The 23,343-nt window shown below is 72.2% G+C and carries 19 protein-coding genes and 3 tRNA genes; 14 read left to right on the top strand and 8 right to left on the bottom strand.

Features of this window, described 5'->3' with window-relative positions:
• Window positions 1-227: 227 nt before the first annotated feature.
• Window positions 228-1,457 carry a M20 metallopeptidase family protein gene (locus ACLJWH_RS15965; RefSeq protein WP_411142595.1) on the bottom strand — a complete coding sequence of 410 codons (1,230 nt, stop codon included), beginning with the start codon at window positions 1,455-1,457 and terminating at the stop codon, window positions 228-230.
• Window positions 1,458-1,786: 329 nt separating this feature from the next.
• A complete protein-coding gene (locus tag ACLJWH_RS15960; RefSeq protein ID WP_411142370.1) occupies window positions 1,787-2,314 on the bottom strand; it encodes a hypothetical protein in 528 nt (175 codons plus the stop codon).
• A gap of 398 nt (window positions 2,315-2,712) precedes the next feature.
• On the opposite strand from ACLJWH_RS15960, the gene ACLJWH_RS15955 reads away from it, so the two are divergent.
• On the top strand, window positions 2,713-3,501 hold the full coding sequence (locus ACLJWH_RS15955) for a sulfite exporter TauE/SafE family protein (protein ID WP_411142369.1): 789 nt from the start codon (window positions 2,713-2,715) through the stop codon (window positions 3,499-3,501).
• Between the two features lie 120 nt (window positions 3,502-3,621).
• On the opposite strand, the gene ACLJWH_RS15950 is transcribed toward ACLJWH_RS15955, so the two are convergent.
• Together ACLJWH_RS15950 and ACLJWH_RS15945 are read right to left on the bottom strand one after the other, a co-directional pair.
• On the bottom strand, window positions 3,622-4,506 hold the full coding sequence (locus tag ACLJWH_RS15950; RefSeq protein ID WP_411142368.1) for a class I SAM-dependent methyltransferase: 885 nt from the start codon (window positions 4,504-4,506) through the stop codon (window positions 3,622-3,624).
• A 93-nt stretch (window positions 4,507-4,599) separates the two neighbouring features.
• Window positions 4,600-4,965: a cupin gene (locus ACLJWH_RS15945; RefSeq protein WP_411142367.1), complete on the bottom strand. Its 366-nt coding sequence runs from the start codon at window positions 4,963-4,965 to the stop codon at window positions 4,600-4,602.
• A 639-nt stretch (window positions 4,966-5,604) separates the two neighbouring features.
• Here ACLJWH_RS15945 and cutA point away from each other — a divergent pair.
• The 3 genes from cutA to ACLJWH_RS15930 all read left to right on the top strand — a co-directional run bounded on the left by cutA (window position 5,605) and on the right by ACLJWH_RS15930 (window position 8,411).
• Complete coding sequence (gene cutA, locus ACLJWH_RS15940; protein WP_411142366.1) at window positions 5,605-5,961, top strand: divalent cation tolerance protein CutA; 357 nt, start codon at window positions 5,605-5,607, stop codon at window positions 5,959-5,961.
• Between the two features lie 58 nt (window positions 5,962-6,019).
• Window positions 6,020-6,976 (top strand): trypsin-like serine peptidase, encoded by a 957-nt coding sequence (locus ACLJWH_RS15935; protein WP_411142365.1) that lies wholly within the window; start codon window positions 6,020-6,022, stop codon window positions 6,974-6,976.
• Window positions 6,977-7,208: 232 nt separating this feature from the next.
• The gene (locus ACLJWH_RS15930; RefSeq protein WP_411142364.1) at window positions 7,209-8,411 is read left to right on the top strand and encodes a serine hydrolase domain-containing protein; all 1,203 of its coding nucleotides are present in this window, start codon (window positions 7,209-7,211) and stop codon (window positions 8,409-8,411) included.
• Between the two features lie 114 nt (window positions 8,412-8,525).
• Here ACLJWH_RS15930 and ACLJWH_RS15925 read toward each other — a convergent pair whose 3' ends face one another.
• A complete protein-coding gene (locus ACLJWH_RS15925; RefSeq protein WP_411142363.1) occupies window positions 8,526-9,236 on the bottom strand; it encodes a vancomycin high temperature exclusion protein in 711 nt (236 codons plus the stop codon).
• A 249-nt stretch (window positions 9,237-9,485) separates the two neighbouring features.
• On the opposite strand from ACLJWH_RS15925, the gene ACLJWH_RS15920 reads away from it, so the two are divergent.
• From ACLJWH_RS15920 to ACLJWH_RS15890, 7 genes are all read left to right on the top strand, one after another.
• Entirely contained in the window at window positions 9,486-10,082 is a 597-nt protein-coding gene (locus ACLJWH_RS15920) for a gamma-glutamylcyclotransferase family protein (RefSeq protein WP_411142362.1), read from the top strand.
• Between the two features lie 159 nt (window positions 10,083-10,241).
• A complete protein-coding gene (locus tag ACLJWH_RS15915; protein ID WP_411142361.1) occupies window positions 10,242-11,261 on the top strand; it encodes an adenosine deaminase in 1,020 nt (339 codons plus the stop codon).
• A gap of 262 nt (window positions 11,262-11,523) precedes the next feature.
• Window positions 11,524-12,924, top strand: coding sequence for a deoxyguanosinetriphosphate triphosphohydrolase (locus tag ACLJWH_RS15910; protein WP_411142360.1), 1,401 nt, complete (start codon window positions 11,524-11,526; stop codon window positions 12,922-12,924).
• A 172-nt stretch (window positions 12,925-13,096) separates the two neighbouring features.
• Entirely contained in the window at window positions 13,097-14,359 is a 1,263-nt protein-coding gene (locus ACLJWH_RS15905; protein ID WP_411142359.1) for an NAD(P)/FAD-dependent oxidoreductase, read from the top strand.
• 9 nt (window positions 14,360-14,368) lie between these two features.
• Window positions 14,369-15,394: a threo-3-hydroxy-L-aspartate ammonia-lyase gene (locus tag ACLJWH_RS15900; RefSeq protein WP_411142358.1), complete on the top strand. Its 1,026-nt coding sequence runs from the start codon at window positions 14,369-14,371 to the stop codon at window positions 15,392-15,394.
• Window positions 15,395-15,541: 147 nt separating this feature from the next.
• On the top strand, window positions 15,542-17,458 hold the full coding sequence (gene dnaG, locus ACLJWH_RS15895) for a DNA primase (RefSeq protein ID WP_411142357.1): 1,917 nt from the start codon (window positions 15,542-15,544) through the stop codon (window positions 17,456-17,458).
• A gap of 167 nt (window positions 17,459-17,625) precedes the next feature.
• Window positions 17,626-18,852, top strand: coding sequence for an RNA polymerase sigma factor (locus ACLJWH_RS15890; RefSeq protein ID WP_411142356.1), 1,227 nt, complete (start codon window positions 17,626-17,628; stop codon window positions 18,850-18,852).
• Between the two features lie 114 nt (window positions 18,853-18,966).
• On the opposite strand, the gene ACLJWH_RS15885 is transcribed toward ACLJWH_RS15890, so the two are convergent.
• Both ACLJWH_RS15885 and ACLJWH_RS15880 read right to left on the bottom strand, forming a co-directional pair.
• Entirely contained in the window at window positions 18,967-20,454 is a 1,488-nt protein-coding gene (locus ACLJWH_RS15885; protein WP_411142355.1) for an FGGY family carbohydrate kinase, read from the bottom strand.
• Window positions 20,455-20,545: 91 nt separating this feature from the next.
• The gene (locus ACLJWH_RS15880; RefSeq protein WP_411142354.1) at window positions 20,546-20,845 is read right to left on the bottom strand and encodes a YtxH domain-containing protein; all 300 of its coding nucleotides are present in this window, start codon (window positions 20,843-20,845) and stop codon (window positions 20,546-20,548) included.
• A 272-nt stretch (window positions 20,846-21,117) separates the two neighbouring features.
• Here ACLJWH_RS15880 and ACLJWH_RS15875 point away from each other — a divergent pair.
• The 3 genes from ACLJWH_RS15875 (at window position 21,118) to ACLJWH_RS15865 (ending at window position 21,525) form a co-directional block, all read left to right on the top strand.
• Window positions 21,118-21,190, top strand: a tRNA-Asn gene (locus tag ACLJWH_RS15875).
• Window positions 21,191-21,195: 5 nt separating this feature from the next.
• Window positions 21,196-21,268, top strand: a tRNA-Asn gene (locus tag ACLJWH_RS15870).
• 180 nt (window positions 21,269-21,448) lie between these two features.
• A tRNA-Ile gene (locus tag ACLJWH_RS15865) sits at window positions 21,449-21,525 on the top strand.
• Window positions 21,526-21,647: 122 nt separating this feature from the next.
• Here the strand turns inward: ACLJWH_RS15865 and ACLJWH_RS15860 are convergent.
• Complete coding sequence (locus tag ACLJWH_RS15860; protein WP_411142353.1) at window positions 21,648-23,228, bottom strand: tyrosine-type recombinase/integrase; 1,581 nt, start codon at window positions 23,226-23,228, stop codon at window positions 21,648-21,650.
• Window positions 23,229-23,343: the final 115 nt, after the last annotated feature.

Here is a 23,343-nt window from a genome sequence, read left to right as displayed (position 1 = left end):
CCTCCTCGACCGGTGATCCGGCGGCGGACCGGCACGCAGCCACGCAGTCGGCAGGGCCCGCGGACAGTCGGCGGAGCCCGCGGGATGTCAGCGCGGCCAGGCAAGGGCAGGGCGTATACGCCGCCGTACCCGAGCGGTTGCCGGCCGATGTCGCCCGGCAACCGCCCGGACGCACGCGCAGCCCCTACGTCCACGTCCACGCCCACCCCCACCCTTACGCCGGACGTCTACGCGGCCCCAGCCCCAGCCTCCGCCCCCGTCGTTGTCGCCGTTCCCGTCAGCCGTCGGGCCGCCAGCTCCGCGTACACCGCGGCCCCGTCTGCCAGCACCGCGTCGTCGAACTCGGCCAGTGGTGAATGGTTGTTGGGGCTGCGCCCGGGGTCGGCACCGGCGGGCGGGGCCCCGAGGGTGAGCATCGCGCCGGGGATCTCGTCCAGTACGCGGGAGAAGTCCTCCGAGCCGGGCAGCGGCTGCGGCAGCGCCCCGTAGCGTTCCTCGCCGAGCGCGTCGCGTACGACATCGGCCGCGAAGGCCGCTTCGGTATGGTCGTTGACGGTCACCGGGTACAGCTCGGCGAAGTCCGCGTCCACGCTCACCCCGAACGCCGTCGCGATACCGCGGCAGACCTCCACCGTGCCGTCCTTGACCAGGGCCTGTGCCTGCGGTGAGAAGCTGCGTACCGATGCCTCGAAGACCGCGGTCTCGGGAATGATGTTCTGCTGGGTGCCGGCGTGGAAGGTGCCCACCGTGAGGACCACTGGGTCGAAGATGTCGAAGGTACGGGTGATCCACGCCTGGAGGGCGCTGACCATCGCGCAGGCGGCTTGCACCGGGTCCTTGGCGCGATGCGGCATCGAACCGTGTCCGCCCTCGCCGCGTACGGTCACCCGCAGCACATTCGCGGCGGCCAGCGCCGGCCCGCCACGGGTGCCGAAGACACCGCTGGGCAGCCCCGCGGACATCACATGGATCGCGTACGCCGCGTCCGGCCGCCGTCCTGTCGCGTCCAGCAGCCCTTCGGCCAGCATGTGCCGCGCGCCGTCGAAGCCTTCCTCGCCGGGCTGGAACATGAACAGCACATCGCCCGCGAGCCGTTCGCGGTGCGCGGCGAGCAGTCTGGCGGCGCCGGTGAGCATCGTGGTGTGCAGATCGTGGCCGCAGGCGTGCATCCGGTCGGTGTCGGCCGCGAAGTCCAGACCGGTCCGCTCGGCGACCGGCAGCGCGTCCATGTCGCCGCGCAGCAGCACGGTCGGACCCGGCTGCCCACCGCGCAGTACCGCCGTCACCGAGCTGAGTCCCTCGCCGGTCCGCACTTCGAGCGGCAGACCGTCCAACTCGGCCAGCACCGCCTCCTGGGTACGGGGCAGATCCAGCCCGACCTCGGGAATGCGGTGCAGCGAGCGGCGCAGCCGTACGAGGTCGTCGGACATGGCGCGGGCGTCGTCACGCAGATTCAGTGGGTTCATCTCGTGCTCCTTGTCTGGTGCTCCTTGGCGGGAGGGGCGGGCGGGGAGGGAGAGGGGAGGGGCGGGTGATCGGGTGGATGGGCGAGTGGTTGACGGAGGGGCTGGGGTGGGGCTGAGGAGAGGATGCCCAGGCTTCGGGCCGTCTGCGCCTGATTCGGCCCGGACTTGCCCCGGGCATGTGAGGCAGGGAGCTCTCAGGGTTCGGCTCGGTACCTGAGGGGAGGACGGGAGCGAAGGGGAAGAGGCGAGTGAGGGGACGGGGGGGACGGGGCCTGAGGTCCGTGCGACCCGCGAGGCGGGTTGCCGGGGGAGTCCCGCCGTCATTCACCGGCCTGCGGTGCAGGGGCGGCACTCCGGGGCAGCCCGGCGGCCCGTCCGCGCAGCAGGAGGTTCTGCGTCCCCAGGCCGATCGCCAGGCAGGCGTACAGCGACGCGGTGCCCAGTAGCCCGGCCCCGGCCGCGTGGTCGATCCACAGACTCAGCCCGATGTGCACCCCCACCGAAACCAGCCAGAGCCCGGTGGTGGCCGCTGTCCCCTTGCGCAGCACCTGGTCCTGGGGGCCGCGCCACATCCGTACGGTCCGTGCCCTGGCCACGCCGAAGCCCGCCGCGACGGCCAGGCTCACCACCAGGAGGATCACGGGCAGCGTGGTCAGCGCGTGGTACTTGAGGACCGAGGCGATGCCGAACGAGATCCCCAAGACACCCAGGGCGCCGAGGAGGGCCGGGACGATCAGCGAGCCGATGCGCCGCACCGGGCGGGTGCGCAGCTGCTGTCGTACGACCGGACCGACGACCACCACGGCTATGACGAGGGCAGCCCCGCCCCCGTTGTTCGTGCTGTGCACGAGCCAACTCCCCTTTGTGGCACCGCTTGCGCGCGGAGCCGTAATGCCCAGCACCATGGCGGCCACGGCCAGGCCGTGTGGCACCGCTTATGCGCGGAGCCGTACCGCCCATGGTGGGCGAACACCTACGGGGGCCCCGTACCGGATGTCGGTCCGTACGGCCCCTCCGCCGACAGCGTGATCCCCGCGATCCCGGTCGCGTGGCGGTTCTCGGCCGGCGTGCGGGCGAACCCGTACGGGGGTGGGCAGCAGGGCGGGACGGAGCAGCGCGACGGGAGACGGAGCGGCGCGGTGGGGCGCTCGGCTCGTCGTGCCGCAGTCATCGGCCGCCAAGTGCTGGGCCGACGAGAACCGCCGGTCCCGGATGCCCGAGGACCCGCCCTTCGTAAGATCACCCGGTGCCTCCTGACATATCCCTGATCACTCTCGCCTTGCTCTGCATGGCCGCCCTCGCGGCGGGCTGGATCGATGCCGTCGTGGGTGGCGGCGGACTGCTGCTGCTTCCCGCGCTGCTGGTCGGACTCCCGCACACGCCCGCCGCGTACATCCTCGGTACCAACAAATCGACCGCCATCGTCGGCACCGCCGCGGCCGCCGTCACCTATGTCCGCAAGGCTCCGATCGATGTACGGAACGGGCTGCGCATCGGTCTGGCCGCGCTCGGCGGATCGCTGGCCGGGGCGTTCTTCGCGGCCGGGATCAACAGCGAGGTGCTGCGCCCGCTGATCATGGCCGTACTCCTCGCGGTGCTCGCCTTCATCCTCTTCCGCCCCTCCTTCGGGACCGCGCCCGCCCTCTCGGGCCCGGTCTCCCGGCAGCGGGTGCTGGCGGCGATCCTCATCGCCGGCCTGGGCATCGGCTTCTACGACGGTCTGATCGGGCCGGGGACCGGCGCCTTCCTCGTGATCGCGCTCACCGCCGTCCTGCACATGGACCTGGTCACCTCCTCCGCCACCGCCAAGGTCGTCAATACGTGTACCAACGCCGGGGCCCTGGTGATGTTCGGAATCCAGGGCACGGTGCTCTGGCAACTCGGCGCACTGCTGGCCGTGTTCAACCTCGTGGGCAGCCTGGTGGGAGCCCGGATGGCACTCAAGCGCGGCGCCGGGTTCGTACGGGGCGTGCTGGTGGTCGTGGTCGTCGCGCTGCTGTGCAAGCTGGGCTTCGACCAGTGGATCGCGACCTGAGCCCGGTCCGGCCTCCCGGTCCGGCCTCCCGGTCCGGTTCTGGCTCCGTCCTGTTCCGCCCCCTTCTCCCGCTACCCCGCTACTCCCGCGCTTCCCCGCCAACCCGCCACCGTGGCGCCCCTATTGCTCCCGATTCCCCAGATTCCCCAGATTCCCCGGGGTCTCCGTCACCTCGCGAAAGCGGCAGCGATACATCCGTGCCAGGTCCCTCATCGCGGGTATCAGCGCTGCCACCCGGGCGGTCAGCCGGTAGGCCGTCGGCAGCTTCTCCCACCCCGGTATCTCCAGGGCGCTGATGTTCTCGACGATCTCCAGCCCGGGGCTCAGCCGCGCCACCCCCGCCGTGCCCGTGCCCCAGTGCAGCGTCGCGCCGGTCTTCACGATGACGCGGTCGTGCCGCAGTGTCCGGATGGCTTGCGGACCGAGCGCGTCGAAGGCGAGCTCTCCGCTCGGTACATGGGCCATCAGCCGCCGTAGCAGCGCCGTGCCGTCCTCCTCGGTCAGATACATCAGCAGCCCCTCGGCCACGATGATCGTCGGCCGGTCCGACGGCAGCCGCGCCGTCCACGCGGGGTCGGTGACGGACGACGGGATGGTCGTGTACCCCGCGCGCTCCGGATACAGCTCCCGGCGCAGCGCTATGACCTCCGGGTAGTCGACGTCGTACCACCGCACCCCCGGGCCCGGGGCCAGGCGGTAGACGCGGGTGTCGAGGCCGCAGCCCAGATGCACCACCGTGGCGTATTCGTGCGCAGCGAGGAAGCGCGCCGTCCAGACGTCCAACTGCCGTGCGCGCAGGGCGACCGCGGCCGACTTGCCGGCGCCCAGCCGTATCTTCCCGAAGTCGTAGTCGAGCCGACGGACGGCGTCGACGGCCATGGGGTCGTCGAGTATCGGGTTCTTGGAGCGGCTGTCCACCGCCCGGCCGTAGAGCGTGGCGAGAAGGGTTTCCTTCTCCTCGGTCAGGTGCACCTTCAGCCGCGTCTTCGGATTCGGACTGGTCATATCTTCGAGAGTACGGAACATTCAGAAAAATGTGAAGGCTTTGCTGGGCTGGGCCGTGCGAGTGGTGGACGGGAGTGGACGGAAGGTGCGTGCTCAGCCGCGGGTGGCTGTGGTGATCTCTGAGTCCTGCGCCCGGTCCGGCACCTTCGTGACCGCCGTCAGCAGTACCGCAGAGTCTTCGACGGCGTGCAGTGCGTGCCGCTCGTGCGGGATCGCGGTGATCTGGCCGGCGAACAGCTCGTGGTTGCCGCTGGGTGCGGTCAGCCGGACCCGGCCGTACAGGACCTGGAGGCTCGCGGCCGGGGGCGCGTTGTGCTCGTCCAGCGAGGAACCCGTGGTCAGCGCGATAACGGTCTGCCGCAGTGGACCGTCATGCAGGAAGAGGTGTGCGCTGCGCCCGTGTGCGGAGGCCCTGGCGTCGTCGATCTGCTGGCGGGCGAGGGTGTTCAGGTTGTCCATGAACGGGCCTTTCGGGTGCGGACCGGCGGCGGGGACCCTTTTCCATCCTTGCCGGTGCCCTGGTGGGCGCAACCGGGACGTCCGGGGGTGAACCGGGCTGTTCGACGGTGACCGGCCCGTCCGGGTGCATGCCCGTACGGGTCGGCCTCGTCGCGGTCGGGGTGATCGCCGCCGTCCGTACGATGCGAGCGATCCCCGCGGCACGGGTGATCCGTGCGCCGTCCCGCTTCCGTTCCCGTTCCCGCTTCTGTTCGCGACCCTGACTCCGCTCCCGCTCCCGCTCCCGCCCCCGACTTCGCCCCCGACCCCGACCCCGACCCCGCACCCGCGCCTGCCCGGCTCCTCCTTGTGTCCCTGCCGGCTTCTGGCTGTCGGCTCAACCCCAGCCGTTTTCCCGCCCTTTCCCGCCCTTTCCCGTACGTCTCCTCCTGCGAAGGGTGCGCAACCGTGGCCGACCCCACCGCCCAGAATGACCCGTCGGACCCGTCGGACCCGTCGGACCCGTCGGACCCGTCGGACCCGTCGGACCCGTCGGACCCGTCGGACCCGTCGGCCTCATTCGTATCCGCCGTGCCATCCGCGTCCTTCCCGTCATTGGCGTCATTCGCGCCGCCCCGCTCGTACGCGTCGGCGGGTGGCGTGCCCGAATCGCCCGACCGGGCCGGGCGGCCGGCCCGCTTCCCGGCCGTCATGACGACCACCGGCAGTGGGTGGAAGGCCAAGTGGCCGGCACGCGACGCGATCGAAGGCAGGCTCGCGGCCGGTGCGCAGATCAGTGTGATCAGTGCCCCGCTGACCTCGGTGTTCCGCTGGGAGGACGCTGTCGAGGCCACCGGGGAGTGGCGGGTGCTGTGCACAACGGCGGCCGCACCGTACGCGGCGTTGGAGGCGCGCCTCCTCGCGGCGCACGATGGTGGGACTCCCGAGATCGCCGCCACCCCGATCACCTGCGGCGATGCCGGATACCTGGCCTGGATCGCCGAGGAGGCGAGCTGACGTGCGGCGGGGAAGGGGGCAAGCGGCCGCGGTGGCGCTCGGTCTGGCGCTGTGCCTCATGGCCGCGTCCGTGAGCCGCGCCGCCGATGCGGCCACCGTCCACCCCCACCGGCCCCGCGCCGCCTCCCTCTCCACCCACGCCTCTGCTTCCACACCCGCACCCGCCCCCACGCTCACCCCCGCCGCCGACCCTGACCCTCACCCCGACCCTCACCCCGACTCCCCTTGGACCGCCGACGACGCCGCCGCCTACTGGACGGCCCGGCGGATGGCCGACGCAGCCCCGCCCCCGCGTCGCCCCGACCGCCCCGCGGGAAACCCCCAACCCTCCTCCACCGCCCGCCACTTCGATGGCATTCCGTCCGTCGGCGTACTGTTCTCCGTCGGCCGGGACACACGGGCGCACCACTGCACGGCCAGCGTCGTCCACAGCCCGCACCACAATCTGATCCTCACCGCCGGGCACTGCAATCCGGGGTCGCACGCCGCCTTCGTCCCCCAGTACGCGTCCGGGGCGGCCACCCAGCCGTACGGGGTCTGGGCGATCGGGGAGACCTTCGCGCATCCTGGCCGCGGTACCACCGGCGCCGCCGCCGACCTGGACTTCGCGTTCGCCACCGTCGCGCCGGACCAGGACGGCCGCCTGATCGAGGCGGTCACCGGCGGCAACGTCCTCGGCCCCACGCCCGGTTACACCAACCAGGTCACGGTCATCGGCTATCCCACCGTCCGCAACGACCCGCAGGACCGGGCCGTACGCTGCGACACCCGCACCACCCGGCTGCCCGGAACCCGTCAACTGCGCATGGAATGCGGCGGGTTCCACGGCGGGACCTCCGGGAGCCCCTGGCTGACCCGCTTCGACGAGCGGACCAGGACCGGCTGCGTCATCGGCATCATCGGCGGCCTCAACGGCGGCGGACCGCCCGGTCCGGGCAGTGACCGGATTTCCTACAGTCCGTACTTCGGAACGGAGACTCTGGACCTCTACTCCCGCGCGTCCCAGGCGCGATGACCCTCCGCGGGCCGCCCGCGGACCATCCGCCCGACCGCCGACCGCCGACCGCCGACCGCCGACCGCCGACCGCCGACCGCCGACCGCCGACCGCCGACCGCCGGAAGACCGGATGCGCACTCGGGCGCGCCACGTCGACGCGGTCCACCGCGGACGTACGGCCTCCTCGTCGCCCGATCTATCGTCGGCGGACGGAACAACGGAACATGCGCCCTGGCGCGGAGGAGTAGGGATGAACGCTTCAGGTCTGTCGGAGGCGCGGCTCGGGCGGCTGCGCGAGGTGCTGGCCGGGCATGTCGCACGGGGCGAAGTGCCGGGCCTGGTCGCCCTGGTGGCCCGGCGCGGGGAGGTGCACAGGGAGGCGATCGGCACGACCGAGGCCGAGGGCGGCGGCGGTCCGATGCGCGGCGACGCGATCTTCCGTATCGCCTCGGTCTCCAAACCGGTCACGGCCGCGGCGGCGATGATCCTGGTGGAGGAGTGCCGGCTGCGGCTGGACGACCCGGTGGACGAGCTGCTCCCCGAACTGGCCGACCGCAAGGTCCTGCGGCGGCCCGACGGGCCACTTGACGACACGGTTCCGGCGCACCGGCCGATCACCTTGCGCGATCTGCTGACCTTCCGGATGGGTTTCGGTGCGGTGCTGGCGCCGCCCGGGACGTACCCGATCCAGCGGGCCATGGACGAGGCCGGGCTCACCCCGGGCCCGGAGGCCGTACCGGTCGGGCCCGATGAGTGGCTGGCACGCCTCGGCGACCTGCCGCTGGTCCACCAGCCGGGGGAGAAGTGGATGTACCACACCGGCTCCGACGTCCTGGGCGTGCTCATGGCCCGCGCCACCGGGCGGCCGTTGGCGGAGCTCCTGAAGGAGTGCCTCTTCGAGCCGCTCGGTATGGCGGACACCGGGTTCCATCTCCCCGCCGACAAGCTGGACCGGCTGCCCGCCGCCTACCGGCCCGACCCCGGGACGGGAAAACTCGTGCGCGTCGACGACCTCCGCCGTACCAGGTGGGCACGGCCGCCCGCCTTCCCGTCCGCGGGCGGGGGACTGGTCTCGACCGCCGATGATCTGCTGGCCTTCTGCACGATGCTGCTGAACAAGGGCCGGTACGGCGCGGAACGCATCCTGTCCAGGCCGTCGGTCGAGGTGATGACCACCGACCAGCTCACCGAGGAGCAGAAGGCGGAGAACGCCGTGTTCTTCGGCGGCAACAGCGGCTGGGGGTTCGGCGTCAACGTCGTCACCGGGCGGAACGAACTCGCCGCCGTACCCGGACGGTTCGGCTGGAACGGCGGCTCGGGTACCTCCGTCTATATCGACCCGGCAGAAGGACTGATCGGGATTCTGCTGACCCAACGGGCGATGACCGCCCCGATGCCACCCGCCCTGTTCCGCGATTTCTGGACCGGCGCCTACCAGGCCATCGACGACTGAGCGGCACCGGACCCGTGGGGTGGCGGGCCGCACCGGGGTCCCCGGGCCCCGCGTACGCCAGGCCCCGCGTACGCCAGGCCCCGCGTACGCGCGCGGGTCCGGCCGGCGGAGGCGCTAGCGCAGTGCCTCCGTCAGCCCCTGCTCGCGCGGTCCGAGGAAGTGCGGATCGGGCCGCAGCAGTGCTTCCGTCGCCGCCTTGCCCGCCGCGAAGATCTCCCGTACGCCGCCGTACGCCCAGGTCACATCGTGGTGGGCGGCGACCCCGACCCCGTACGACTCGATACCGGCCGCCGCGCACAGCGACAGTGCGCGCCGGATGTGGAAGCCCTGGCTGACCAGCACCGCCTTGTCCACGCCGAAGACGCGGTGTGCGCGGCTGCACGAGTCCCAGGTGTCGAAGCCCGCATGATCGCTGACGATCCGCCCGGCCGGGATGCCGTGGCGCAGCAGATAGCCGCGCATCGCGGCCGGTTCGTCGTAGTCGCGGCGGCTGTTGTCACCGGTGACCAGGATGGCCCGCACCGTGCCGCGCTCGTACAGTTCGGCGGCCGCGTCCAGCCGGTGGGCGAGATACGGCGACGGCTCGCCGTCCCGCAGGCCCGCGCCGAAGACGACGGCGACCGGCGCGGCGGGCACATCCGCGACCGTACGGACGCGCGGCCCCGCCGAGGCGTTCAACCACGTCGCGGGCGCCAGGGCGAGCACGCTCAGCACCACGACGGCCTGGTACGTACGGCGCCACCCCCGACGGGTCCGGGGCAGCCGTAGCCGCCGGTCGGATCCCCGCCCCGGCTCCGGCACCGGTCGCGGTCCCAGCCCTGGCATCTGCGCTCCTCACATCCGTACATCCATACATCCGTACCGGCGGATCCGTGCCCCAGCGGTGCCCGGTCCGCTCCGGATCCATGATCGATCTCGTCGGCTGCGACGCCCGACGGCGGGTGCCTGGTTGCGGAGGGAAGAGAACATCATTAACCAGAGCTTTACGGAACGGAAGGAAGGTCGCGAGCCGGGACGCCCGCGGAAACGCGAGCCGGAACGGCCCCTGAAGGGAAGGGAGAGGAACCTCCGCCCATGATCACCGAGCCCGAGCCCGAGCCTCATGCCGATGCCGATGCCGATGCCGATGCCGGTCCCGGTCCCGGTCCCGAGCCCGACACCGTCCGCCTGCCGTTCTTCGTCTACGGCACGCTGCGCCCCGGCGAGGCCAACTACGGCTGGGCGCTGCGCGGCAGGACCGGCACCGAGGAACCGGCGCGGATCGGCGGTGCGTCGCTCTACGACGGTCCCGGATACCCGTACGCCGTCGCCGGGCCGGCCGACGCCGTGGTGTACGGCGATCTGGTCCTGCCGCGCGCCGCCGACTACGACGAGGTGTGCGCGGCGCTGGACCGGCTGGAGGGCTGCGCACCCGGCGACCCGGGGAGCGTCTACGAGCGGGTGGCCACCGAGGCCGGGTGTCCGGACGGCAGGACCGTACGAGCCTGGGTCTACCTGGCGGCCGAACCGCTCGCCGCCCGGCTGCGTGCCACCGGCACCCCTGTCGAAGGCGGCGACTGGCGGCGCGCCACGGCGGAGCGGCGCGCCCGCCGCCCGGCCGGACCCGGTGCCGCCGCGGCCCCCGACCGCACCCCCGCTAACCTGAACGACTACTTCCGCACGGATCAATGACGCACCGCACGGACCAAAGACGCACCGGCCGGTCCCGGACCGGCTGAACCCCGTACCGCCCCCCGCAAGCCGACGACTCCCCACCACGGCAAGAACCCGTACCGCGAGAACAAGAACCCGTACCGCAAGAACCCGTACCGCAGAACAGGTGTGACCCGCGTGCCTTCCACCCCCGCTCCCTCCTCCGCCGGCGCTGCCGGGCCCCCGCTGCCCAAGGCGGAGCTGCATCTCCATATCGAGGGCACTCTGGAGCCCGAACTGGCGTTCGTGCTGGCCGAGCGCAACGGTGTCAAGCTGCCGTACGCCACCCAGGACGAGCTGCGCCGGGCCTACTCCTTCGCCGACCTCCAGTCCTTCCTGAACCTCTACTACGCCCTGATGGCCGTGCTGCGCACGGAGGACGACTTCGCCGACCTGGCGGACGCCTACCTCGCCCGCGCCGAGGCGCAGGGCGTCCGGCACGCCGAGATCTTCTTCGACCCGCAGGCGCACACCGCGCGCGGTGTGCCGATCGGCACGGTCGTCCGGGGGCTGGCCCGCGCGCTGGACGGGGCCCAGGAGACCTACGGCATCAGCACCCGCCTGATCATGTGTTTCCTGCGCGACGAGAGCGCCGAATCGGCCCTGGCGACCTTTGAGGCGGCCCGCCCGTACCTCGACCGGATCACGGCCGTCGGCCTGGACTCGGCGGAGGTCGGGCACCCGCCGTCGAAGTTCAAGGAGGTCTACGCGCTGGCGCGGGAGGCCGGGCTCAAGTGTGTGGCGCACGCGGGGGAGGAGGGGCCCCCGGCGTATGTGTGGGAGGCCCTGGACGTCCTCGGCGTGGACCGGATCGACCACGGCGTGCGCTCCATGGAGGACGAGCGGCTGGTGGCCCGCCTGGCGGCGGACCAGGTGCCGCTGACGCTCTGCCCGCTCTCGAACGTCCGGCTCCGGGTGATCGACGACCTCGCCGCCCATCCGCTGCCCGCGATGCTGGACGCCGGACTGCTGGTCACCGTCAACTCCGACGATCCGGCCTACTTCGGCGGCTACGCGGACGACAACTTCACCGCCGTACGCGATGCCCTCGGCCTCGACGAGGAGACCCTGCGCACCCTCGCCCGCAACTCCTTCCGCGCCGCCTTCCTGGACGAGGCGACGCGCGCGAAGTACCTCGCGGAAGTGGACGCCCACTAGCTGCCGGGGCTTTTGGCCGACGCGGCGAGCGTGCGTGCTGGGCGGCGCGACGGGGCAAAGCCTGCCGGGAGGGGCACTGCCCCTGGTCCCCCTGTGGTGGGGGCGTGCCGCCGCCGGTTCCGCGCGGCGGTACGCCCCCACCCCGGACGCCACCCCTGGTGGCCGCCGCCGCCCCGTTACCGCGGCCCCGCCCCGGTCGGCCGGCTGCCCCCGGCGCGTACCCCATCCGGCCCCGAACCGCCGGGGCGGTTACCGTCGCGGTATGACGGGCACACCACCGACCAACGGCCGGGACGCGGGAGCCACCGGCGGCGGCGCCGACGCGCCCGCCTCCGTGCTCCCCGGCGCCGCCCCCGGCTACGCCCCCACCACCCCCGGATACGCCGCCGCCGACGCCGAGCGCTGGGTCTCCGAGCCCGACAAGCGGCCGGGACGTACCGCCTTCCAGCGCGACCGTGCGCGGGTGCTGCACTCCGCCGCGCTGCGCCGCCTCGCCGGCAAGACCCAGGTCGTCACCCCGGGCACGCTCACCCATGCCTGGGACGCCAGCCCGCGTACCCGCCTGACCCACTCGCTGGAGTGCGCCCAGGTCGGCCGCGAGCTCGGCGCCGCCCTCGGCTGCGACCCGGACCTCGTCGAGACCGCCTGTCTCGCGCACGACCTCGGCCACCCGCCCTTCGGACACAACGGAGAGCAGGCGCTCAACGAAGTCGCCGCGGCCTGCGGCGGCTTCGAGGGCAACGCCCAGTCGCTGCGGCTGCTGGCCCGGCTGGAGCCCAAGCGGTTCCGCCCCGCCCCGGACGGTGCGGCGGTCAGCGTCGGCCTCAACCTCACCCGCGCCGCCCTCGACGCCGCCACCAAGTACCCGTGGCCCCGGGGCGGGCACCCCACCGACCTCGCCTCCCCGAAATTCGGGGTGTACGAGGACGACCTGCCGGTCTTCCACTGGCTGCGGCAGGGCGCGCCCGCCGCCGCGCGCAGCTTCGAGGCGCAGGTCATGGACTGGTCCGACGACGTGGCGTACTCGGTGCACGACGTCGAGGACGGGCTGCACGCCGGACACCTCGACCCGAACTGCCTGCTCGCCGACGCCGAGCGGGCCGAGATCTTCGCCGTCGCCGGTGCGACCTACGCGCCCGGCGCGGACCCCGACGAGCTGGCCGCGGCGCTGGACCGCCTCCTGGACCAGGAGTGGTGGCCGCACGGCTACGACGGTTCGGCGCTCGCCCAGGCCCGTCTCAAGGACGCCACCAGCCAGCTGATCGGCCGTTTCTGTCTGGCCGCCGAGACCGCGACCCGGGCCGCGTGGGGGACCGGACGGCTCACCCGCTACGGCGCCGAGCTGGTGGTTCCGGACGAAACACGGCTGGAATGCGCCGTCCTGAAAGCCGTCGCCGACCGGTACGTGATGCAGCGGCCGGACCAGGAGGCGCTCCGGGCGGACCAGCGGATCGTGATCGCCGAACTGGCCGAGGCGCTGCTCACCCGCGCCCCCGACGGCCTTGATCCGCAGTTCCGTTCGCTGTTCGACGCGGCCGCCGACGACACCGCCCGGATGCGGGCCGTCATCGATCAGATCGCGGCCCTCACCGACGCCTCGGCCCGTTCCCTGCACGCACGCCTCACCCGACCCCCGGGTAACGCGCGGGACAACCCAGGGTGACCCTGGAGGGGAAGCCCCCTTCCCCCCTCCCGCTCCGTGCGGGACGCTCGGACCCGACCGTTTCGAACGGGGGGACCACGAGCACACCAGCGGGCGGGGGACACGGGGCACAACCGGGGGACCGAGGACGTTCACGGACGCGGACGCAGGCGCCGCAACGAGGAGGAAGCAAGTGGTCGACGCACACCGGACGTTCGTCATCGTCGGGGGTGGCCTGGCCGGCGCAAAGGCCGCCGAGACCCTCCGCTCCGAGGGCTTCACCGGCAGGGTGATCCTCATCTGTGACGAGCGCGACCACCCGTACGAGCGCCCGCCGCTCTCCAAGGGGTACCTGCTCGGCAAGGAGGAGCGCGACACCGTCTTCGTCCACGAACCCGCCTGGTACGCCCAGGCCCAGATCGAGCTGCATCTCGGCCAGCCCGCCGTCCACCTGGACCCCGCGGCGAAGACCGTCCGCCTCGGCGACGGCACCCTGATCGCCTACGACAAGCTGCTGCTGGCCACCGGTGCCGAACCGCGCCGACTGGACATCCCCGGTACCGGCCTGGCCGGCGTCCACCACCTGCGCCGCCTCGCGCACGCCGAGCGGCTGCGCGGCGTGCTGGCCTCGCTCGGCCGCGACAACGGCCACCTCGTCATCGCGGGCGCCGGCTGGATCGGCCTGGAGGTCGCCGCCGCGGCCCGCTCGTACGGTGCCGAGGTGACCGTCGTGGAGGCCGCGCCGACGCCGCTGTACGGCGTCCTGGGCCCCGAACTGGGCGGTCTCTTCGCCGACCTGCACCGTGAACACGGCGTCCGTTTCCACTTCGGCGCCCGCTTCACCGAGATCATCGGGCAGGACGGCATGGTGCTGGCCGTGCGCACCGACGACGGTGAGGAGCACCTCGCCCACGACGTGCTCGCCGCGATCGGCGCCGCGCCCCGCACCGCCCTCGCCGAACAGGCCGGGCTGGCGCTGGCCGGCCCCGAAACCGGTGGCGGGATCGCCGTCGACGCCGCGCTGCGCACCTCCGACCCGTACATCTACGCCGCCGGCGATGTCGCCGCCGCGGACCATCCGCTGCTCGACACCCGCCTGCGCGTCGAGCACTGGGCCAACGCCCTCAACGGCGGCCCGGCCGCCGCGCGCGCCATGCTCGGCCAGGAGATCGGCTACGACCGCATCCCGTACTTCTTCTCCGACCAGTACGACGTCGGCATGGAGTACTCCGGCTACGCACCGCCCGGCTCCTACGACCAGGTGGTGTGCCGCGGTGACGTCGGCAAACGGGAGTTCATCGCCTTCTGGCTCAGCGAGGGCCGGCTGCTCGCCGGGATGAACGTCAACGTCTGGGACGTCGCCGAGCCGGTCCAGCAGCTGATCCGCGCCGGGCTGCCGCTGGACCCGGAGGCGCTGGCCGATCCGGAGGTTCCGCTGGAGTCGCTGCTCCCGTAGCGTGCGGCCATGAGCCCTCGCCCCACCGGCCCCGCCGGTCCTGCCCGCCCCACCGGCCCCGCGGGACCGGACCCGGACGTCCCGGCCGTCACCCTCGATGACGTCCGGGACGCCGCCCGGCGGCTGGCCGGGGTGGCACACCGGACGCCGGTGCTGCGCTCCCGGACCGTCGACGCGCTGGTGGGCGCCGAGGTCTTCCTCAAGTGCGAGAACTTCCAGCGCGTCGGCGCCTTCAAGTTCCGCGGCGCCTACAACGCCGTTTCGCGGCTGTCGGCCGGACAGCTGCGCCGCGGGGTCGTCGCGTACTCCTCGGGCAACCACGCGCAGGCCGTCGCGCTGGCCGCCCGGGAGCTGGGCAGCAGCGCCGTCATCGTGATGCCCGAGGACTCCCCGCGGTCCAAGACCGACGCCACCGCCGGATACGGCGCCGAGATCGTCACCTACGACCGGTACACCGGCGACCGCGCCGCCCTCAGCCGGCAGCTGGCCGAGGAGCGCGGTCTGACCCTGATCCCGCCCTACGACCATCCGCACATCATCGCCGGGCAGGGCACCGCGGCCCTGGAGCTGATCGAGGAGACCGGGCCGCTCGACGGGCTGCTGACCCCCGTCGGCGGCGGCGGGCTGATGGCGGGCTCGGCGATCGCCGCCACCGCGCTGGTCCCCGGCATCCGCATGATCGGCGTGGAGCCGGCGGCGGGCGACGACACCCGGCAGTCGCTGGCGGCCGGCCACCGCGTCACCATCCCCGTCCCGCACACCATCGCCGACGGCCAGGCCGTGGACGCCCCCGGCGAGCTGACCTTCGCCATCAACCGCCGGCTCCTCGACTCGGTCGTCGTGGTCGGCGACGACGAGATCCGCGCCGCCATGCGGACGGCCTTCGAGCGGCTGAAGATCGTCGCCGAACCCAGCGGCGCGAGCGCGCTGGCCGCCCTGCTGGCCCACCGCGTCGACCCGGTACCGCCCCGGATCGGCGTGATCATCTCCGGCGGCAACATCGGCCTGGACCGCTTCCTGGAGCTGATGGCCTGACCTCGGCGGGCGGCGTCCCGGCGGCGCGCACGGCGGCGTCCACGGCGGCGTCCGCGGAGGCGTCCACGGAGACAAGGAGGCGGCGCCGGGGGAGACGTGGGCGGACGCGCGGCGGGGACTGTCCGACCCCGGCCGTAGACTTCACGCGTGGCAGGCAGGATCAACGATGACGATGTGAAGGCGGTGCGGGACGCGGTCCCGATCGACGCCGTCGTGTCCGAGTACCTCCAGCTCCGTAACGCCGGCGGCGGCAATCTCAAGGGCCTGTGCCCCTTCCACGACGAGAAGTCCCCGTCCTTCCACGTCAGCACCGCCAAGGGGCTGTACCACTGTTTCGGCTGCCAGGAGGGCGGCGACACCGTCGACTTCATCATGAAGATCGACCACCTCTCCTTCGCCGAGACCATCGAGCGGCTCGCCTCCCAGGCCGGCATCACGCTGCGCTACGAAGAGGGCGGCTACACCCCCGGCCGCCAGCAGGGCGAGCGCACCCGCCTGGTGGAGGCCCACAAGGTCGCCGCGCAGTTCTACGCCGAGCAGCTGGACGGTCCCGAGGCCGCGATCGGCCGCACGTTCCTCGCCGAGCGCGGCTTCGAGCAGAGCGCCGCCCAGCACTTCGGCGTCGGCTACAGCCCGGCCGGCTGGGACCACCTCACCCGCTTCCTGCGCGGCCGCGGCTTCAGCGACCGGGAACTGATCCTCTCCGGCCTCTCCCAGGACGGCCGCCGCGGCCCCATCGACCGCTTCCGCGGCCGGCTGATGTGGCCGATCCGCGATATCTCCGGCGAGGTCGTCGGCTTCGGCGCCCGCAAGCTCCGCGACGACGACAACGGCCCCAAGTACCTCAACACCCCCGAGACCCCCATCTACCGCAAGTCCCAGGTCCTCTACGGCATCGACCTCGCCAAGAAGGAGATCGCCAAGACCAGCCGCGCCGTGGTCGTCGAGGGCTACACCGACGTCATGGCCTGCCACCTGGCCGGCGTCACCACCGCCATCGCCACCTGCGGCACGGCCTTCGGCGAGGGCCACATCAAGATCCTCCGCCGGCTCCTGATGGACAACTCCGGCTCCGAGGTCGTCTTCACCTTCGACGGCGACGCCGCCGGCCAGAAGGCCGCCCTGCGCGCCTTCGAGGACGACCAGAAGTTCGCCGCCGAGACCTCCATCGCGATCACCCCCGGCGGTATGGACCCGTGCGATCTGCGGCTCGCCAAGGGCGACGCGGCCGTCGCCGACCTGGTCGAGTCCCGCACCCCGCTCTTCGAGTTCGCGCTGCGCCATGTCGTCTCCCGGCACAACCTCGACACCACCGTCGGCCGGGCCGCCGCCCTCGACGAGGCGGCGCCGATCGTCGCGAACATCAAGAACAGCTCGATCCAGCACGAATCGGCCGTCGCACTGGCCGGCATGCTCGGCATCCTGGACACCCAGTTCGTCGTCCGCCGGGTCGGCCAGCTCGCCCGCTGGGCCCGCGAGCGCGGCCGCGACGGCGGGCCCGGCCAGGGCCGTCCGCAGCGCCGCGGCCCGGCCCCCGGCGCCGAGGCCGAGCCCGCCGCGCCCACCTCCCGCGGCCCGGCCCTCAACCTCCGCAGCCCCGCCCACCGCGTCGAACGCGAACTGCTCAAGCTCGCCCTCCAGCGCCCCGACCTGGTCTCCCCGGCCTTCGACGCCTACGGCACCGACGAGTTCACCGCCCCGCCCTACGCCACGGTCCGCCGCTGCATCGAGGACGCGGGCGGCGCCACGGCCGGCGCCGCCGACAGCGCGTACGTCTCCCGGGTGCGCGAGGCCGCCCCCGACGACACGGTCCGCGCCATGGTCACCGAGCTGACCGTCGAGCCGCTGCACACCCGCCGCGACCCGGACGAGGCATACGCGGGCGTCCAGCTCGTCGCCGTCCGCCTCGCCGCCGTCAATCAGCGTGTCACGGAAATCCGCGGCGCCCTCCAGCGCCTCGGCCCGCGCGCCGACCCCGAGCACCTCACCGCCGTCCAGAACGAACTCTGGGTGCTCCAGCAGTACGGCCAGTCCCTGCGCGAACGCGGGTACGCGGCGCTGTAGCCCCGCGCGGGCCGCGCACGCCTCCGACGGCCGGCCCGGGGCCGGTAACCGGACGCCCGCCGCCCGCTCTTGGCACCCCGCCGTAGCCGCCCGGTCACGGAACGGACTCAGAAAGTGGCCGCACGCCCCTCGTGGCGGGCGTGTGTCGTGCCCCACACTGAGAAGCGGTGCCTGAGTCCTCGGAGCGCGGCGGGTCCGGTCGCCTGGACCGTGCATCCCCCGCGGAACCGCTCTCGACGTACGGGACGGACGGCGGCTCGGCCGCAGTCGCTCCCGGCCTTTCCGCCGCCTCAGCAGAGATCACCCTGGAGGTCGCCCCCGTGCAGATCCGGACTCTCTCCGACGCACCGGCCGGTGACGCGCCGGCCGCCCCGCGAACGGCCGCTGCGGAGCCGGTCACCGTGGTGCGGCAGGGCGCCGCGCCCGCCGCCGAGCACCCCGCCGAGGAGACCGCCCCGGAGCCGCCGCGCCCGGAGCCGAACGGCCCGTCCTCCGATCTCTTCCGCCAGTACCTCCGCGAGATCGGCCGTATCCCGCTGCTCACCGCCGTCGAGGAGGTCGAGCTGGCCCGCCGCGTCGAGGCTGGTCTGTTCGCCGAGGAGAAGCTCCGCAGCACCCCCGACCTGGCCTCCCAACTCGCCGTGGATCTCGACACCTTGGTGGTCCTGGGCCGGATGGCCAAACGCCGCCTCATCGAGGCCAATCTGCGCCTGGTCGTCTCCGTCGCCAAGCGCTACGTCGGCCGCGGCCTGACCATGCTCGACCTCGTCCAGGAGGGAAATCTCGGACTGATCCGCGCCGTCGAGAAGTTCGACTACGCCCGCGGCTACAAGTTCTCCACCTACGCCACCTGGTGGATCCGCCAGGCCATGTCCCGCGCCCTCGCCGACCAGGCCAGGACCATCCGCGTCCCGGTCCACGTCGTCGAACTGATCAACCGCGTGATCCGCGTCCAGCGCCGGATGCTCCAGGAACGGGGCAGCGAACCGACCCCCGAGGAGGTCGCCGCCCACCTCGACCTCACCGAGCAGCGCGTCAGCGAGGTGCTGCGGCTGGCCCAGGAACCGGTCTCGCTGCACGCCCCCGTCGGCGAGGAGGACGATGTGGCCCTCGGCGACCTCATCGAGGACGGCGACGCCGCCTCACCCGTCGAATCCGCCGCCTTCCTGCTGCTCCGCGAGCATCTGGACGCCGTGCTGTCCACCCTCGGCGAACGCGAACGCAAGGTCGTCCAGCTCCGCTACGGCCTCGCCGACGGCCGCCCCCGCACCCTTGAGGAGATCGGCCGCATCTTCGGCGTCACCCGCGAACGCATCCGCCAGATCGAGTCCAAGACCCTCGGCAAGCTCCGCGACCACGCCTTCGCGGACCAGCTCAGGGGCTACCTGGACTGACCGGGAGCGGGCTGGCGTCCGCGGACCGGCCGGTACGGCGCGACCGGCGCGGACCGGCCGGTACGGGCCCACCCGTACGGACCGGCCGGGCGGGTGCCCGCGCGCCCGGGGCCGTCACTCCTCCCACTGCTGGAAAGCCCCCGGATGGCTCTCGTCACGGACCGCCGTGAACTGCTGGCGAACGGCCAGTCCGACCGGCAGCTCGTCACCCGGCTCGAAGACCTGACTGGCCGCGGCCGGCCACTGCGGCGGATCCACCCACGGGGTGCCGCCCGCCTGCCGGACGGCCTCCGCCCCCGCGGCCGGGGCGAGCGTGCCGTGCGCCACACCCAGCGCCCACGCCGCCTGTCGCGCCGCACCCAGCGCCGTGTACTCCGCGGGCTGCGGCACCACGACCGGCACCCCGAACAGCCCGGGTGCCGCCGCCTGTACGGCGCCCAACTCCGCGGCCGCGCCCAGCAGAAAGACCCGCCGCACCGCAACACCCCGCCCACGCAGCACATCCAGCGCGTCCGCGAGCCCGCACAGCATGCCCTCCACGGCCGCCCGCGCCAGATGCTCCGGCTTCATGCTCTCCCGCCGCAGCCCGTGCAACGACCCCGCGGTGTGCGGCAGATGAGGCGTCCGCTCGCCCTCCAGATACGGCAGCATCACCATGCCGTACGCACCGGGCGACGACGCCAGCGCCAGCTCGGACAGGCCGGCCAGATCCGTCCCGAGCAGCTCCGCGGTGCCGCGCAGCACCCGCACCGCGTTGTTCGTGTGCACCACCGGCAGATGCCGCCCCGTCGCGTCCGCGAACGAGGTGATCGTGCCGCTCGGATCGGCCAGCGCCTCGTGGTGGATGCCGAACACGGAACCGGACGCGCCCAGCGACACCACGGCATCGCCCACCCCGACCCCCAGCCCGAAGGCGGCCGCCATCGTGTCGCCCGTACCGGCGGAGATCAGCAGCCCCTCCGGCGTGAACCCGGCGGTCCCGGCCGGCCCCAGCACCTCCGGCAGCCGCACCTGGTGCCCCAGCGCCAGCTCCACCAGATCCGGCCGGTACGACTCGGTCGCCGTCGACCAGAAGCCGGTCGCCGAGGCGCCGCCCCGGTCCGTCGTACGGCGCGCGGGCCGCCCCAGCAGCTGCCAGGCCAGCCAGTCCTGCGGCTGCATGACCTCCGTGATCCGGGCCGCGTTCGCCGGCTCGGTACGCGCCAGCCAGCGCAGCTTCGTCACCGGATGCGCCGCCTGCGGCACCGCCCCGATGGCCTGCGCCCACGCCGTACGCCCGCCCAGCGAGCCGATCAGGTCGGCCGCCGCGCTCTGCGCCCGCTTGTCATTGCCGAGCAGGGCGGGCCGGACGAGGTTGCCCTCGGCGTCCAGCGGCACCACACCGTGCTGCTGGGCCGCGACGCCGATCGCCTGCACCCCTTCGAGCAGCCCGTTGCCCGCGGCCTCGCCGAGTGACATCAGCCACGCCTGCGGATCGACCTCGGGCCCCTTCTCGACGGGGTGCGGCGCATACCCCTGTCTGATGACGGCACCCGTGTCCGCATCGCAGACCACGATCTGTGTGCTCTCGGACGAACTGTCCAACCCGGCGACTATCCCCATGGCTCCAGATGATGCCGCATCGCGGGCCCGGGGAAGGTGCCAGGGCTTGCCCGGGGAACCCCCGGACGGCTCGGCCGCCGCGGACCACGGCTCAGGTGTTGCTGGTGCCCCAGTCGTCCTCGTCGGAAGTGCGCTGCTCACGCAGCGAGCGGACCCGGTCGGTGACCGAGGGCGGCAGCCGGTCACCGACCTTGGCGGACACCGTCCCGAACGCCTTCGTGGCGGCCTGCCGCCCGCTCAGCGCGGCCGACTCCGCGGTGTTACGGACGGCGGGATTCTGCGTGATCCGCCGGACGCCCTTGCACAGCTGCTCGTACCGCTCCCGGCCGGCCCGGGTGCCGAGCACGTATCCGATGGCCAGTCCCGTGATGAACGTGAGCCGGTAGCGCATCGCTCCGCCCTTCCCTCTCGTCGGTCTCGGTCACAGATGCCACACCTTTCACGCCTGCCACACAGGCCGCGCGTCGGCGCCGCTCGCTCTCCTCTGGTGGCGGTCCGCACCGGACCGCCGGGCAGTGCCGCGCGCCTGCCCTCGGGGCCGGAGATCGCCCGAGGCGATACCGATTGGCGGAGCACCCCCCTGCTTGCGCTAATGTATGTGTCGCAGCGAGCGCACGCCGTCCGGAGGCCCGGACAGCAGCGCATTCGAGGCACACAGAGCAATCCCCTGTAGCTCAATTGGCAGAGCAGCCGGCTGTTAACCGGCAGGTTACTGGTTCGAGTCCAGTCGGGGGAGCTCGGTCCCCTGTAGCTCAATTGGCAGAGCATTCGGCTGTTAACCGGAGGGTTACTGGTTCGAGTCCAGTCGGGGGAGCAGGAAGAACGAGGACCCCGAAAGGGGTCCTTTTTCTTGTCCCGTGGAACCGAACCCCCGGTGGCCCAAGTCCTCTTGGGCATGCATGGTCGCGAGACGACGACCCTCACGGGCAGGAGATCGTATGAGCAGCTATGCTGCGGCAGACGGCGCGCACATTTGTGCGCGGCGCGCCGTGAGGGGGCGGTAGCTCAGCCGGTTAGAGCAGCGGACTCATAATCCGTCGGCCGTGGGTTCGAGTCCCACCCGCCCCACCACAAAGTGGTCCAGGAGAAACGTTCTGACCAGCGCCTTAGCTGGTCAGAGCCGACACGACAGGATCTTGGCGGCCCGTCCTGATCATGCTGTCATGATCGACAGGACAAATTCGGGACGCGGGTCACGCGGCGGGACGCAATCCCTCGTCTGGACCACCCGCGTCGGTCTCCGGTGTGTCTTCCGTGATCTCGTCCTCGGGCCCGGGACGCTCCTCGTGCCGAGGGACACCCTTCTGCGGGGACCGGGGCACGACTGCGCTCGTCGACTCCGCCTCGGCGGTCAGGAGCTGCGGCAGGACGCTCGTGTACGTGTCCGAGGTGATCTGGCGGGAGCTGTGTCCAAGCCGCTCCTGGACCACCTTGATGTCGGCCTTGCCGAGGAGCGCGAGCGTTGCGGACAGGTGCCGTGTGTCGTGCAGGCGGATCGGGGGAAGCCCGGACAGCTCCACGAGCCGATTGAACCGCCGGCTGATCCAGTCGGGGTGCAGGGGCTCGCCGTTCTCGTGTGTCCAGACCCGGTTGGTTTCGACCCATGCGTCCTCGCCGGACCACTGCTCGCGCTCCCGGTCCTGAGTGACCCGCCACTCTTGCCACTGCTCGCGAGTCTGGGAGTCGAGCGTGACGGTACGCACACTGTCCTGCTTCGGGGCCTCGTCGTACTGCCGGTACGCGATCTCGACGATCTGCGCGGAGATCCGGAACCACGAGCCGGACAGGCTGACCTCCGTCCAGGGCAGAGCGCACATCTCGCCACGCCGAGGACCACGGAAGACGAACCCGTGCCACATGCCGCATAGTCGGTCATCGCAGATGAAGTCGAGGAACTGGCCGGTCTGCTCGGGGGTCCACACCATGACGGGGCTAGGCTTTTGGCCTGTCCGCTTCCACTCCTCAACCCGCTCTGGTGTCCACACCAGCGCCTTGGGGCGTTTGACCGCCGGCAGCTCGACCATCGCGGCCCAGTTGGTTGCGTACTCGGCGCGCTTGATGCCGCCGCCAAGGAACGAACTGAGGGTGGCGTTGATGCGGTGCATCGTCGCGGCACTGGTGATCTTCCGCTTGCCCTTGCGGCCCTCGCGAAGCGCGGCGTTCGCTTCCAGGTATGCCTGGCGCGTGACGCGGCGTTCCTCCTTCTTCCCCGCGGCGCGGACCCAGGCGGTGTGGGCGGCGTCGCGGGCCTCCTGCAACTCGACCACCTTGGCGTGGTGGAGAAGCCGTTCGGCGTTCTGGCGCTCGATCGCGTCGTACATGGCCTCGACGTGGCGCAGCTTGAGGTCACGCCGCTTGATGTGGCCGAGGTGCGGTTCGAGGTAGAGCGTGATGTGTTCTTCATACCCATGCCGGGTCGTGCGTGCCAGGCGCCTCTTCCTCTTGACCCAGGTGTGCAGGTCCTCCCCGACGGTGGCGTTGCTGAGTACGTCGGTGCCACCGATGACGTCGCGGTAGACCTCGGCAGCCTTGGTCTTCGCCTCGTCCTTTGTGGCAAAGCCGCCCCGCCGTACACGCTGGCGCTGGCCGCCTTCGCCTGCTTCGAGCTCGAAGTAGAAGTACCAGGTGCCGTGTCCCTTCTGCTTGAGCTTCGGGCAGTTCGCGCCGAGCTTGCGCAGCTTCGGCGAGCCGTCGGCGTCGAGTATCGGAGTGCCGTCATCGTCGACGACCGGCTCTTGGCAGGCGCAGCGACGCTGGTAGCTGGGGTTGAACACGAATATCCCCTTCGTGGCCTTCGATTGTGGATCTTCTGTGTCGGTCCTTGTCGAACCGATGCTCTATCTTGCCCCAACACTCCAGTGTTGGCGTATCCTTAAGTGACGTTGGCGC

It is taken from the genome of Streptomyces sp. x-80 (assembly GCF_046549095.1).
GTDB lineage: Bacteria > Actinomycetota > Actinomycetes > Streptomycetales > Streptomycetaceae > Streptomyces > Streptomyces celluloflavus.
The sequence above is the reverse complement of the archived record's forward strand: the minus strand, read 5'-3'. Positions and strand labels throughout refer to the sequence as shown.